The organism is Dolichospermum circinale AWQC131C (assembly GCF_000426905.1).
Classification (GTDB): Bacteria; Cyanobacteriota; Cyanobacteriia; order Cyanobacteriales; family Nostocaceae; genus Dolichospermum; species Dolichospermum circinale.
The window spans coordinates 41,673-55,488 of sequence record NZ_KE384612.1; the positions used below are offsets into that span (position 1 = coordinate 41,673).

At 37.2% G+C, this 13,816-nt stretch carries 10 protein-coding genes, 1 tRNA gene and 1 pseudogene; 7 read left to right on the forward strand and 5 right to left on the reverse strand.

Going from position 1 to position 13,816, the window contains the following annotated elements:
• Positions 1 to 197: 197 nt before the first annotated feature.
• Both queG and ACIR131C_RS0111225 read left to right on the forward strand, forming a co-directional pair.
• On the forward strand, positions 198 to 1,172 hold the full coding sequence (gene queG, locus ACIR131C_RS0111220; protein WP_028090270.1) for a tRNA epoxyqueuosine(34) reductase QueG: 975 nt from the start codon (positions 198 to 200) through the stop codon (positions 1,170 to 1,172).
• Positions 1,147 to 1,794: an HAD-IA family hydrolase gene (locus tag ACIR131C_RS0111225; RefSeq protein ID WP_028090271.1), complete on the forward strand. Its 648-nt coding sequence runs from the start codon at positions 1,147 to 1,149 to the stop codon at positions 1,792 to 1,794. Before queG ends, ACIR131C_RS0111225 begins: the two co-directional genes overlap by 26 nt.
• A 98-nt stretch (positions 1,795 to 1,892) precedes the next feature.
• On the opposite strand, the gene recA is transcribed toward ACIR131C_RS0111225, so the two are convergent.
• Positions 1,893 to 2,966 (reverse strand): recombinase RecA, encoded by a 1,074-nt coding sequence (gene recA / locus ACIR131C_RS0111230; protein WP_028090272.1) that lies wholly within the window; start codon positions 2,964 to 2,966, stop codon positions 1,893 to 1,895.
• 251 nt (positions 2,967 to 3,217) lie between these two features.
• Between recA and ACIR131C_RS0111235 the strand changes: the two genes are divergently transcribed.
• From ACIR131C_RS0111235 to ACIR131C_RS0111255, 5 genes are all read left to right on the forward strand, one after another.
• A complete protein-coding gene (locus ACIR131C_RS0111235) occupies positions 3,218 to 3,583 on the forward strand; it encodes a DUF1818 family protein (protein WP_028090273.1) in 366 nt (121 codons plus the stop codon).
• 140 nt (positions 3,584 to 3,723) lie between these two features.
• Positions 3,724 to 3,797: transfer RNA gene (locus tag ACIR131C_RS0111240), tRNA-Pro, on the forward strand.
• Between the two features lie 628 nt (positions 3,798 to 4,425).
• Positions 4,426 to 4,923, forward strand: coding sequence for a chemotaxis protein CheW (locus ACIR131C_RS0111245; protein ID WP_028090274.1), 498 nt, complete (start codon positions 4,426 to 4,428; stop codon positions 4,921 to 4,923).
• Between the two features lie 62 nt (positions 4,924 to 4,985).
• The gene (locus tag ACIR131C_RS0111250; RefSeq protein ID WP_028090275.1) at positions 4,986 to 7,016 is read left to right on the forward strand and encodes a methyl-accepting chemotaxis protein; all 2,031 of its coding nucleotides are present in this window, start codon (positions 4,986 to 4,988) and stop codon (positions 7,014 to 7,016) included.
• Between the two features lie 54 nt (positions 7,017 to 7,070).
• Positions 7,071 to 10,025, forward strand: a complete 2,955-nt coding sequence (locus ACIR131C_RS0111255) for a hybrid sensor histidine kinase/response regulator (protein ID WP_028090276.1) — start codon at positions 7,071 to 7,073, stop codon at positions 10,023 to 10,025.
• Positions 10,026 to 10,340: 315 nt separating this feature from the next.
• On the opposite strand, the gene ACIR131C_RS0111260 is transcribed toward ACIR131C_RS0111255, so the two are convergent.
• The 4 genes and pseudogenes from ACIR131C_RS0111260 to ACIR131C_RS0111275 all read right to left on the reverse strand — a co-directional run.
• Complete coding sequence (locus tag ACIR131C_RS0111260) at positions 10,341 to 12,497, reverse strand: polyribonucleotide nucleotidyltransferase (RefSeq protein WP_028090277.1); 2,157 nt, start codon at positions 12,495 to 12,497, stop codon at positions 10,341 to 10,343.
• A 268-nt stretch (positions 12,498 to 12,765) separates the two neighbouring features.
• Entirely contained in the window at positions 12,766 to 13,128 is a 363-nt protein-coding gene (locus tag ACIR131C_RS0111265; protein ID WP_028090278.1) for a DUF5615 family PIN-like protein, read from the reverse strand.
• Positions 13,125 to 13,463 carry a DUF433 domain-containing protein gene (locus ACIR131C_RS0111270; protein ID WP_028090279.1) on the reverse strand — a complete coding sequence of 113 codons (339 nt, stop codon included), beginning with the start codon at positions 13,461 to 13,463 and terminating at the stop codon, positions 13,125 to 13,127. The genes ACIR131C_RS0111265 and ACIR131C_RS0111270 overlap by 4 nt, the downstream gene beginning before the upstream one ends.
• Before the next feature lie 122 nt (positions 13,464 to 13,585).
• Positions 13,586 to 13,816, reverse strand: a pseudogene (locus tag ACIR131C_RS0111275) (Uma2 family endonuclease); the annotation flags it as partial.

Consider the following 13,816-nt stretch of genomic DNA (forward strand, 5'->3'; position numbering starts at 1 on the left):
GGTCTATGAATTAAGTTAGGAGGTTAATCACTCTGGGTTGCTTGACCTCTTCCATCCCATATTGCATTATTTCTTAACAAATTGCAAATAAAATTTACATATATGTGTAATCAGGAATAGTAAACTAGGGGATCATAGCCTGGCCTGATGATATACTGATCATCTCCTTTGTCTTTGCTAAATTTCCCATAAGAAAAATGAATGAATGTACATCAATTAACAGCATAGTGGTCAAAGCAAAGGCCAAAGAGTTAGGATTTCATGAGGTGGGAATTGCTGCTGTGGCTGATTTAGAAGGGACAGAAATACAAAAATTGAGAGATTGGCTAAAAATGGGTTATCACGCTGATATGGAATGGATGAAAAATCCCCGGCGTGAGAACATTAGTTTAGTTATGCCGGAAGTGCGATCGCTTGTATCTGTAGCATTGAATTATTATACTCCCCATGCACGCCCCCAGGGTGATGAATATGGCAAAATTTCTCGCTACGGCTGGGGTCGGGATTATCATAGAGTCATGGACAAAAAGCTGAAGGAATTGGCTAGTTGGCTAGAATCTCTGGGTACGGATATAAAAGCGCGTTATTATGCAGATACAGGACCAATCCAAGATAAACTTTGGGCTGAAAAAGCTGGGATTGGTTGGATTGCTAAAAATGGTAATGTGATTACCAGGAAATATGGTTCTTGGGTGTTTTTAGGAGAAGTATTAACTAATCTAGAGTTAGAAAAGGATCAACCGAGTACACAACATTGCGGAACTTGTACTCGTTGTTTACAAGCTTGTCCTACAGGTGCAATTACTGAACCATTTGTAGTAGATGCTAATCGCTGCATTGCCTATCATACCATAGAGAATCGGGATCAAGAGCTACCACCAGACATTAAACCTCATTTACAAGGATGGGTAGCAGGTTGTGATATTTGTCAAGATGTTTGTCCTTGGAATCAGCGGTTTGCTCAAGTGACTGATGTAACTGATTTTCATCCTTATCCTCAAAATTTGCAACCCAAGCTGGTAGAATTGGCACAAATATCAGATGAGGAGTGGGATAAAAGATTCCTAGCATCACCTTTGCGACGCATTAAACCAGAAATGTTACGACGTAATGCTCGCGCTAATCTTGACGTATCCAAGCATAATAATGACCCAGAAAGTAATAATTTTTGATTTTGATGGGACGATTGCTGATACAGTAGATGCTCTTGTAACTATTGCCAATCGTTTAGCTAGGGAATTTGGATATATTCCGATTAATTCCCAAGAATTAGCACTACTGAGAAACTTACCAGCCAGAGAGATTATTAAATATTCTGGTGTTTCACTATTCAAAATCCCTTTTCTTGTGAAAAAAGTAAAAGGAGAATTAAAGCATAAAATCCACGAATTGCATCTTATTAATGGAATTAAAGCCGCATTAGTAGAACTTCATGATCAAGGTTATCACCTGGGAATTATTACTTCTAACTCTCAAGAAAATGTGCATGAATTTCTCAAGTGCCATAAATTGGATAATTTGTTTGACTTTATTTATTCAGGAGTAACTATTTTTGGCAAAACCACAATTATTAATAATGTCTTGCGTCAAAAACAGTTTAAACCAGAGGCGGTGATTTATGTAGGAGATGAAACTAGAGATGTGGAATCTGCTAAAAAGGCGAATATTAAGGTAATTGCGGTCAGTTGGGGGTTTAATTCTTCGGAAGCACTAGGTAAACAAAACCCAAATTTTTTAATTCATGATCCTAGTGAATTAGTGAGTGTGATTAAAAATTGGGCTTTGATAAAGTAAAGAATTTTTTTGACCTAGAGTCGTTACAGCCATACAGAACAAGAGTTTGAGAAGATTTTTACTGTAGAGATGTTAGCAGTAACATCTCTATTTTTTTTCTATTCTTCTAAATCAATTTCTTCTTCCTCTTCAATGTCATGGGGTTGGGTGACAGAATTGGCAGAAACTACTGCACCTTTATCTAGTTTTTCCAGAACTTGTTCTTTAACTTTGGCTACAAAGTCTGGTTTTTCTTCTAGGTATTTAATGGCGTTATCTCTACCTTGGGAAATGTTTTCACCATTGTAGCTATACCAAGCACCTTTACGCAAAAGAACTCCAGTTTCTTCGGCTATGTCTACTAAACAACCCAGAGTAGAAATTCCTTTACCAAAGATAATATCAAATTCGGCAATTCTGAAAGGTGGTGCAACTTTATTTTTAGCTACTTTCACTTTTACACGGTTGCCAAATTCATCTGTACCTTTTTTCAAGGTTTGAATTCTGCGAATATCCAAGCGTACAGAAGCGTAAAATTTCAGCGCATTACCACCAGTTGTGGTTTCTGGACTACCATAGGTGACACCGATTTTTTGCCGCAACTGGTTAATAAAAATAACTGTGCATCCAGATTTACCAATATTACCAGTTATTTTACGTAAGGCTTGGCTCATTAAGCGAGCTTGTAAACCTACGTGAATATCACCCATATCCCCTTCAATTTCAGCGCGGGGGACTAGGGCGGCTACGGAGTCAATAATGACAATATCAACCGCCGCAGAACGCACAAGTTGATCAACTATTTCTAAGGCTGATTCGCCGGTGTCTGGTTGGGAAACCAGCAAGTTTTCAATATCTACACCCAATGCGGCGGCGTAAGTTGGATCTAGGGCGTGTTCCGCGTCTACAAATGCCGCAATACCCCCATTTCTCTGGACTTCTGCCAAAGCATGGAGAGCAACGGTAGTTTTACCAGAACTTTCTGGTCCGTAAATCTCAATTATCCGTCCTTTGGGTAAACCCCCTCCCAAGGCTAAATCTAGGGTAAGCGCACCAGTAGATATTGTTTCTACCTTCATGCGGGTAGCATCACCCAGGCGCATAATTGCCCCCTTACCGAAGCTACGCTCAATTTGTCCAAGTACGATATTTAACGCTTTTTGCTTGCCAGAAGTCTCGGTATTAGCTGCCATTCTTACCTCTAAAGTATAGGATTTTTCAAAATTGCTGGGACGGGAGTTTTAATAGAACGAATATACTATCTTAACCGCAAAGTGTGCGAATAGGAACGTCAATTAAATTAAATAGCTTGGCTAAGATTTTAACGCGATCGCTACAAAATTATAGCATTTTGGATTTGAAATTTGGGATTTGGGTTAATTAACAGATTGCAACAGACTGATCCACAATAGTAGTAGTTTCAAAATATGTAGTTTATGTAGTTATGGAACGAGTTATCAAAAGTGGTACGGGTTGGCGCTTAGGTTGGAACCCAGATGCAGTACAATTCAAAGGATTAGTTGGTACGGAAGATTGGGCGATTGAATTAACAGAAGCGGAATTAAATGAATTTTGTCGCCTTTTGAATCAGCTTGCAGATACCATGAAGCATCTAGCTACAGAATTAATGGAGGAAGAAAAAATTGCCTGTGAAGCGGAAAGTGATTTATTATGGATGGAGGTAGAAGGTTATCCCCAATCCTACAATCTCCGCTTTATCTTGAATACAGGACGGGGTACAGAGGGTAAATGGGAAGCTCCTGCCGTGTCTGGTTTGTTGCAAGCAATAGGAATGCTAAAAGTTTTTTGAAAAACCCCTTGCAATTTTCCTTAACCTTGTGATATGCTCGTCAGAGCAACTTGATTAGTTTTTAGATTCCCAAATTTGGTATAATCCCCAGTCCAAAATTCTAAAAATTTTAAGTTGACCAAATTTTAAGTTTACAGTTACGGGGCGTAGCGCAGCTTGGTAGCGCGCCACTTTGGGGTAGTGGAGGTCGTGGGTTCGAATCCCGCCGCTCCGATTTATTTATGGAATTGCTAATCACTCAATTATTATATTTTTTTAATGCTAATTTTTTTAGTAATTTTTGGCAGGAATAGTGATAAAATAATTCACTGAGTTTTCTGTCTTTTTTTACAGTAGCTATCAGCAGTCAGCGGTTAGTAGTAAAACTCTTTAGCTGCAAGGCTTTATGGTTTAAACTTGTACCTCATTGACTTGCTGCTGTATTTCCGTATTTCCAATTTATTGCCAATTTATTTCCAGTTCAGCTAGGCAAGATTCTCACCTCTACAACAGTTTGCTCAAATATCCATAAGCAGATCCTAATTTATTTGAGTCTACAATTTGGGTAATTGAAACTTTAATTGTATCTAGAGGATGTTTTAAACGTATTGGCAGAATCCATCAAGCTCTGCCACAACAAGAGTAAACGCTAGTATGCAGGCTAACTCCAACTGCATGGATCAATAAAAAAGTTAAAATCTTCAATCTTTGTACAAGCGGTTGCTCATTGCTAAAAATCGTATTAATTTGCACTTGAAAAACATCCTCTTAGACTTGATTTGAAAAAGTATTTGTTTTGCAACTTGGAATTAATTATCCTATAAAACCAAAATAAATTAATTTTAATAATCCTCGCTCCAGCCATGAAAAAATTACAACTTGATTTTAACCATCAAGCCATATATAACACCAGTGAAAATGGCTATCTTAAATTTCAACTCAATCAACAAACGGGTGCTATTTTATCCATTGCTCATACTCAAGAAGCAATTATCGTACCCATGACATCGGTGACAGCTATTCCAAATATGCCTGCTTGTATATTAGGATTGATGAATTGGCGTAGTCATATAATTTGGGTAGTTGATTTACCGAAAATGCTTAATTTAGAATACATTGACCATCAGTTACATCAATATAATATCATTGTTATTCAAATAGAATCAATGATTTTAGGTTTAGTTGTCCAAGAAATTCAAGGAACAACTAAGTTTATGGCTGATAATATTCGTTCTCCTGTAGGACAAGTAGCATCTAGTTTAGTACCTTATTTATGTGGTTGTGTAGTGGAAGAAGAAGAAATATTATTAGTATTGGATGCTGTACATATTTTAGAGTCGGCTATTCTCTGTGTTGACTAAAATTAATGCCTAGAAAATCCGGGTTGAATGTTTTTGTTTTATAGATTTAGTGTGAGGATAGTATGTTGAAGAAAAATGACATCAGAAAAAGCGGTGATTCTCAAAATAAAGTATCTTTAATTTCTCCAGTGAAAGTTATTGATATTCAGGGAGAAAATTCTAGTCACGCCCAGAATTTGGATCATAGATTCAAATATTTACAGCAACTTAAATCGAGGATAAAACCCATTATTTTGTCCATAGCTATTGGCAGTTTACCGATCTTGGGAATTGGGGCGATAGCTTATAGTTTTGGTAGTAAATTGATGGCTAAACAAATTATTATATCTCAAGAAACTAAGGCAATTAGCTTAAGTAATGCGGTTAATAATTTTATTGGACAACGCTATGACGATATTCGGGTATTGTCTAATATCAAACTCTTGAGTAATGATAGTAACAAAAAAACAGACAAATCCAACAAAAAAGACAAAATTGATATCAGCAGAATTAATATAAAAACCCAAGAAACCTTAGATAGCTTGAGAAGAACTGGTAAGGTTTATGATAGCGTGGCTGTATTTGATTTGAATGGAAAAGTAATTATGAAATCAGGAGGAGAATCTTTAGAGGCAGAAAAAAAACTGGTCTATTTCCAAGAGGTAATTAAACAAGATACTCCCATTATTAGTCAACCAGAAATAGTTAAAAATGGGAATGCAGTGATTTATGTAGCTGCACCAATTAAAGATAGAATCAAGGGTAATACCATTGGTATAGTCAGAACCCGTATACCTATAAAATATTTAGAGAAATTAGTCAAAAGTCATACAGATGATAGTGATATTCAGGAATATTATTTTTTAGATGAAAAGGGCAGAATTTTGATTAGTTCCTATCAAAATTTATTTGGTCAAGATAGTGAGGAGATTTATCCTGGTTTAGCTAATATTTTAAATGATGAAGATATTCAGACATTTACAGAAGTTGCCCAAAATAATCAAAATCAGCAACTAGTTACTTATGTACCATTGAGAAAATTATCAGATTCACAAAATATCAATTGGTGGTTGATTGTTACCAAAGATACAGCGATCGCCTTCAAGCCACAAAAGGAATTTTTACTATTAATTGCGAGTGCAACTTCGGTAATTGGGTTAGTGATGACATTGTTTGTAGGTTGGTTAGTTCAGGGGAATAAAGAGATACAAAAATTAAAAACAAATAGTAAATTAAACAATGATCAAGACACTGGAGAACGACAAGATGTACCAAATAATCTTCAGTATATTGTGAATCAAATTCAACAATCTGTTGATGAAATAAATGTATCTATTCAAAAATTAACCACAGAAGCAGTCATAGAATCTGAACAAAATAACCGTAGCTTAGAAACCATTGATAATATGACTATTGCTATAGTATCTATCGCTAATATAGCACAGCAAGCTGTCACAATTATTAACGATGCTAACTATGCAGCGACGGAAACTGGAGCAGCAATGGATTTAACATTGCAAAACATTTTTTTAGTCCAAGAAACAGTTTCGGAAATAGTTAAAAAAGTGAAACGTTTAGGGGAATCTTCTCAACAGATTTCTCGTGTAGTTTCTGTAATTAATCAAATTGCTATGCAAACTAATTTATTAGCAATTAATGCCGGAATTGAAGCTGCAAGAGCCGGGGAAGAGGGTCAAGGTTTCGCTGTAGTAGCAGAGGAAGTAGGAGAATTAGCCGCTAGAATTGCAACTGCAACCCAGGAAACCGAGGAAATAATTGCTAAAATTCAACGAGAAACTGGTGAAATAATACAAGGAATGACAACAGGAACTAATCAAGTCGCTGAAAGTAGCCATATTATCAAAAATGCCAAGGAAAGTTTGCAGCAAATTGTTAATGTATCAGGGCAAATAGATACCTTAGTGCAGTCAATTTTAAGTGCTACTACATCTCAAATACAAACATCAGAAATTGTTATTCAAACTGTTAAGGACATTACAAATATATCAAGATTTAACCGTGATAATTATCACCAAATTTCTCAATCTTTGCAAAAAGCAGTAGATATTTCTCAGCAGTTAAAGGAGACTGTCGAGACCTTTACAGCTAATTGATCTTGTGATTCTGAAATTAATAACTAATAACTAATAACTAAGGAATACTCACTAATGACTAAAGATAAAGAATTGGAAATCCAGATGCAATTTTTAGAAGAAGCAACTGATTATCTCAACATTTTAGAAGGGATCTTGCTGGGAATTGACAGCAGCAACTACATGGAATTAGAAAAAATTAATGCTGCAATGCGAGCCGCGCATTCTATTAAAGGTGGAGCGGCCATGATGGGTTTTAGCGTATTAAGTGATTTAGCTCACCGTCTAGAAGATGCTTTTAAAGTTTTAAAAACTCAGAAAAATTCCCTAGAACTAGACACCAATTTACAAAGTTTATTACTATCTGGTGTTGATTGGCTACGGCGAATTGTTGAATTACTTTCAAAGGGTAACAATTTAGATCATAGTTCTCTTAGAGAATTTTGTTACCCAATTTTTGATCAACTTTATCAGCGTTTAGGTGAGCCTTCTTCGGAGAATATTACAACATTAATATCATCAGAACTATCATCAGAAGATAATCAACTTATCCTTTTGTTATTTGAAACTGAAGTTGAAGAATATTTAAAAATTCTAGAATCTCGCTTAAAAAATAATAATCAAGCAGAATTAAGATCCGAATTACTGATCATGGCTACTGAGTTAAGTGGCTTAGGAGAAATGCTCCAGTTAAAAGCATTTACCCAACTATGTGAATCAGTGATTAATTACTTAGAAACCTATCCTGAACGCTGCGTGGAAATTGCTAATCTAGCTTTAGAATCATGGAAAAAGTCTCAGTATCTAGTATTAAGTAATCAAGGGAATGATTTACCAGTAAAAATTGATTTATGTGAGTTTATTAATAATAAAATTGATAGTGATAAAGACCTATTATCAAATTCCCAAGATAATTTAGTAAATCAATCAAAAACTGTTAGTTATGATTGGCAATTATTAGCAGATATAGAACTACCTCCAGAAATTAACGCCGTCGAATTTCCTGATTTTGATAGAGTTTCATCCGCAAAAGATCCGATTTTAAATATAGATATAGATGATAAATCTAATGAACAGCGCAAAGGTGATATTAATTTACCTCATAAAGAACGTGAAAATCATGAAAATACAGTGAGAATTTCTGGAAAATATTTAGAAAAAATTTATGATTTATTTGGAGAAATTATTATTCAAAAAAATGGGTTGAATGTGCAAGTAGAAAGATTACGTAAATTGGTTCGTAGTTTAAATCAGAGAGTGCAAATTCTTGATCAAGAGAATCAAGAACTGCGGACAGCTTATGGAAAAATGATAACTCATAATCATCTGATCAATCATCATAATCAAGAAACAGAAAATAACTGTTTAGAACAAAATTACTATCAGAAATTAGATGTATTATCTCAAGATGTCATGGAAACTATTGTGCAAGTTGCAGAAGTTACAAGTGATATTCAATTAAGTGTTGATGATGCAGATCAAATAGCAAGGAAACTGAATAAAACTTCTAAACAATTACAAAGACAATTAACTCAGATGAGGATGCGTCCTTTCTCAGATTTAGTCGAGCGTTTTCCTAGAGCCATTAGAGATTTGAATGTGGAGTATGGAAAAAATGTGCAGTTAAGAATTGAAGGTGGTAATACCTTAATTGAAAGGAGCATTTTGGAAGCATTAAATGAGCCTTTAATGCACTTATTACGCAATGCTTTTGATCACGGAATCGAAGATCCTGTTACCCGTAAAATTCACGGAAAACCCGAACAAGGGTTGATTGAAATCAAAGCATTTTACCATAGTAATCGGACGATGATTACTATCCGTGATGATGGTCGAGGTATTTCTTTAGACAAAATTCGTCACCGCGCTTTAAAAATGGGTTTAGATGATTCTTTATTAGCGAGTGCGAGTAACGACGAACTACTATCATTAATTTTTGAACCAGGGTTTAGTACCTCAGAACGGGTGACAACTTTATCTGGTCGGGGGGTGGGAATGGATGTAGTGCGTAATAACCTCAAATTAGCGCGAGGAGATGTAAATGTTGATACTAAAATAGGATTGGGGACGACAGTTACTTTATCAGTACCATTTACCTTATCCGTAGCGCGAATCTTATTAGTAGAGAGTGATGGATTACTGTTGGCATTTTATACAGATGTCATAGAGGAAATTTTCTTACTAGAAAATCAGCAAATCTTTCTCCAGGATGGTAAAGAATTGATTAAATGGCAAGATACGCAATTACCATTACTGCGTTTAAATAGTTACTTTGAGTTTAATTGCCCCCGCTCCCATAATCTAGAGTTAGAAACTCCGCCCATAATTAATGCTATAAGTGTATTAATAGTCAAACATGACCATCAACAGATTGCGGTGCAGGTAGAACGCTGCTGGGGTGAACAGGAAGTAGCTATTCGTCAAGTAGAAGGTAATATTCCTCTACCGAGTGGTTTTAATAACTGTACAATTCTGGGTGATGGTCGGGTAGTTCCCCTAGTTAATACTAATGATCTAGTGTTATGGATTACTAATTGTGAACCTCCCCATCTGAGTCGTAAGTTACCGACAACAAGATTACAGACTGCTTTCTTAAAACCGTCAAAAGTAGCCATTTCAACTAAACACCCCCGTCAAAAAGGGAAAATTTTGATTGTGGATGACTCCATTAATGTGCGTCGCTACTTAGCCCTAACCCTAGAAAAAGGTGGGTATCAAGTAGAACAAGGGAAAGATGGTCAAGATGGCTTAGAAAAGCTAGAAAATGGGTTACAAGTCCAAGGGGTAATTTGCGACATTGAAATGCCCAGAATGGATGGTTATAGCTTTTTAGAGCGAATTAATGCCAATAAAGAATTGAGAGATATTCCTGTAATTATGCTGACATCTCGCAGTAGCAATAAACACCTTCAACTGGCAATGAAATTAGGAGCAAAAGCCTATTTTTCCAAGCCTTATAATGAGCAAGAACTATTACAGACATTAGCGGAGATAATTTTTCAGACAGCAGAAACAAAGTCATCAAATTAGGTTAGGTCAAAAATCAAAAATTACAATTGTAGAGCAATAAAACTTAGTTAAGCATTTTTCTTCTCTCTGTGTCCTCTGTGCCTCTGTGGTTAGATAAAAAAAGGACTTAGAGTATTAGTGTATAACTATACCAGATAGGGATGGTACTGAGATTGCCTAAGTATGCCCGCACCGGAAGATTTAGCCATATTAGGATTGTACAATTTAGCTGCTTAACAGCTTAAACAACACAACAGCGATGCCTACTAGCAAGGCATCGCGGATTTTAGATTTGCGATTCATCCGTAATCTAAAATCTAAAATCCAACAGGGGATTTAATGGTTTACCGCTGCTGCTTCCCGTGCTGCTGCTGCTTGATCTGGGTGAATATTCAAGCGTGTGAGGTTAATTCGACCTTTATTGTCAATTTCTCGCACTTTGACAATCACTTCATCACCAACAGCGACCTCATCTTCAACTTTACCAACGCGGTAGTCAGCGAGTTGAGAAATGTGAATCATGCCTTCTTTTCCGGGCAAAAATTCCACAAAAGCGCCAATAGGTATAATCCGGGTAACACGACCGATATAAACATCACCTTCATGGAGTTTACGAGTCATGCCTTGAACAATGTTCCGTGCTTTCTTAGCCCTATTTTCATCAACTGCGGAAATAGTGACAGTACCATCATCTTGGATGTCAATTTTTGCACCAGTTTCTTCAGTGATGCCCTTAATGGTTTTACCACCAGGTCCAATGACTAGACCAATCATGTCAGGATCGATCTTAATTGTCAGTAGCCGGGGGGCATAGGGTGAAGTTTCTTCCCTGGGGGTGTCAATAGTCTGGAGCATTTTTTCCAGAATGTGCAACCGCGCTGGCCTGGCTTGGTGGACGGCTTCGGCGATGACTTCTAAAGACAACCCGGATATTTTCATATCCATTTGCAAAGCGGTAATACCAGTATCAGTACCGGCAACTTTGAAATCCATATCACCTAAAAAGTCTTCAATGCCCTGAATATCAGTCAGGATTCGCACTTCGTCTCCTTCCTTGATCAAGCCCATAGCCGCACCGCTAACGGGTTTAGTAATTGGTACACCAGCATCCATGAGGGATAAACTAGAACCGCAAACTGAACCCATGGAAGTAGAACCGTTGGAAGAAAGCACCTCGGAAACTACGCGAATTACGTAGGGAAATTTATCTTTAGGTGGCAATACAGGCAACAATGCTCTTTCCGCTAATGCACCATGTCCGATTTCTCTTCTACCGGGGGCGCGTAAGGGTTTGGTTTCGCCGACGGAGAAGGGAGGAAAGTTATAGTGATGCAGATAACGTTTAGCTTGGTCTAGTTGCAAGTCATCGCTAAGATTTTGAGCGTCTCCAGGAGTACCAAGGGTACACATTGATAATACCTGAGTCAGTCCCCGGTTAAATAAACCACTGCCATGTACTCGTTTGGGTATTATACCAACTCGACAAGATATAGGACGTACCTCATCAAGTTTACGCCCATCAACGCGCACATTATCTTCGATAATTTGACGGCGCATGAAGTATTTGGTAATGCTTTTAAAAGTATTACTAAGGGCGTTGGAGTCTGCTGTTGCGGCGATGCGAATGGGGTCTTCTTCTGATAAAGCTTTGATTTCATCAGATATACTATCCTTAACTGCATCTAAAGCAATATCACGATCAGTTTTAGTTAACTCAAATTGCGCTAATATTTTCCTAATCTCTTGATTAGCGCGATCGCGGATATAATTTTCTAAGGTCTGATCTGGTTCTGGTGGTGCTTCTTGCACAAGTTTTAAACCCAATTCATCCAGCAAATCTAACTGGGCTTGAATTAAATCCCGTACAGCTTCATAGCCAAAATCAATCGCTTCAATAATATCTCGCTCTGGCAATTGATTTGCACCAGCTTCCACCATGATCACCCCATCAGGTGAACCAGCCACGACTAAATCCAAATCTCCCGCTTCAATTTCTGCGTAGGTTGGGTTAATAATAAAATCATCACCCACTAAACCTACTCGCACAGCGGCCATTGGTCCATTAAAGGGAATTTGGGCAATGAGGGTAGCAATTGAAGCACCTGTCACTGCTAACACATCGGGAGGGACCTGTTCATCCATGGACATAGTTAAGGCCACAACTTGCAAATCATCCCGTAACCAGGAAGGGAATAAAGGACGCAGCGGGCGGTCAATCAGACGACTGGTAAGAATTGCCTTTTCCGGTGGACGACCTTCCCGGCGCATAATTCCTCCGGGGATTCTTCCTGCCGCATACAGTCTTTCTTCATAATCTACCGTCAGTGGCAAAAAATCAACACCTTCGCGGGCTGCTGACCTTGTGGCTGTCACTAAAACAGTTGTATCCCCTGATTGTATCAAAACCGACCCACCTGCTTGGGGGGCTAGTAGGCCAACCGTCAGTCGAATATCCCGTCCATCAAAGGATATTGACTTTTCAAATTCTGCCATTCAGTTTTTTTTCCTTCTCTTACGCGTTTCTCACTCTGTGGCAATCCTAACATTTATGAAGTCTAGACGGCTTGTGTCATGAACAAACATAAAACAAAATTTCCTAAGTTAGCTGTACAGTGGGCTTTATATCTGGGTTTGTCATCTCAGCTATATTTTTCAGAACGATTTCATCATAGTTCATCAATCAATTAAGATGTAATTAGCTGTATGGTAATTCTCAAAAAAGGAATGGTAAACCCAAGCTATATTACCAATTGAGTTATTTTTATGGTAAGGGTAAATAAATTATTCTATCTTGATATTCATTGTCTTCTGAAGCCAAAGCAACTAATATTAATTCTTCTATATTTTCACCAATACTTAAATTTGGATTAAGGATGAAAATACCTGGTATATGGCGATTAATAGCAACATGATCATCTAAATGTACAGGCATGGAAGTTCGGTTATTTGTCACTAATACAAAATTATTTTTCTCACACCAACACAAAATTTCTGGATCTAATGTACCTTTTGAGGGTATATTCGCTTCTCCTATTACCTTAATCAAAATATCAGGTTCTCGTAATCTAATTTGATTTGGATATAGAGGATTAACATTTTCATCAATTAAATATTTTAAGGTCATGCTGGCTTTTTCGCTTGTCTGGCAATTCTGAGTTGGTGCAGTTTTTCCGACACTGGTGGGGGATTAAGTCTTTGTTGTTCTCTCATTTTATGACCATGTTCCATCCAGTTTTTTATGTAAGCGCTGACAGTTTCTTGATTTTGCAAATAATAAAGAATGGTCGCATATACTTGTTCTAAGGAAATTGATTTATATATTTGGGTAATTTCTTCTGGAGAACGTCCACAATCAATGTATTCATAAAGAATTGTTTCAATCCCAATACGTGAATCTTTTAGTCGGATGTCTTCCGGGGAGAGAAAGTTGAAATACTCTGTAATCTGTTTGGTAGTCATAGTTTTACCCATATTCATACTCAGTTCCATTATATCAGTTAGGTTGGTTGGTTTGATGCCAAGAAACTCAAGATTATTAAAGCTGTTGTTAGGTGGCGTTGTTACTTAACCCAGGAACGGGATTAAATTGTATCAGGATCTATATTTAATTCCCGCAATTTTGCTGCTAAACGTTCTGACTTTCTCGCTTCTTTTTCTGCGGTTTCTTCAGGTGTGGGAACTAGCTCTCCTGCTGGTGTAAAATACCGTAATAGTCCTTGATATATTCCTAAATATAAACCTAGCTGACAACTCCACAAATGTCCTTGCTGATTTTCTTCTAAAGGTTGATATTCTCCGTCTACTAAATGAAA

What these genes read in the sequence shown, in the direction of transcription:
- queG (WP_028090270.1), top strand. Translation starts at nt 198, where the DNA reads ATGAATGAATGTACATCAATTAACAGCATAGTGGTCAAAGCAAAGGCC.
- ACIR131C_RS0111225 (WP_028090271.1), top strand. Translation starts at nt 1,147, where the DNA reads ATGACCCAGAAAGTAATAATTTTTGATTTTGATGGGACGATTGCTGAT.
- recA (WP_028090272.1), bottom strand. Translation starts at nt 2,966, where the DNA reads ATGGCAGCTAATACCGAGACTTCTGGCAAGCAAAAAGCGTTAAATATC.
- ACIR131C_RS0111235 (WP_028090273.1), top strand. Translation starts at nt 3,218, where the DNA reads ATGGAACGAGTTATCAAAAGTGGTACGGGTTGGCGCTTAGGTTGGAAC.
- ACIR131C_RS0111245 (WP_028090274.1), top strand. Translation starts at nt 4,426, where the DNA reads ATGAAAAAATTACAACTTGATTTTAACCATCAAGCCATATATAACACC.
- ACIR131C_RS0111250 (WP_028090275.1), top strand. Translation starts at nt 4,986, where the DNA reads ATGTTGAAGAAAAATGACATCAGAAAAAGCGGTGATTCTCAAAATAAA.
- ACIR131C_RS0111255 (WP_028090276.1), top strand. Translation starts at nt 7,071, where the DNA reads ATGACTAAAGATAAAGAATTGGAAATCCAGATGCAATTTTTAGAAGAA.
- ACIR131C_RS0111260 (WP_028090277.1), bottom strand. Translation starts at nt 12,497, where the DNA reads ATGGCAGAATTTGAAAAGTCAATATCCTTTGATGGACGGGATATTCGA.
- ACIR131C_RS0111265 (WP_028090278.1), bottom strand. Translation starts at nt 13,128, where the DNA reads ATGACCTTAAAATATTTAATTGATGAAAATGTTAATCCTCTATATCCA.
- ACIR131C_RS0111270 (WP_028090279.1), bottom strand. Translation starts at nt 13,463, where the DNA reads ATGACTACCAAACAGATTACAGAGTATTTCAACTTTCTCTCCCCGGAA.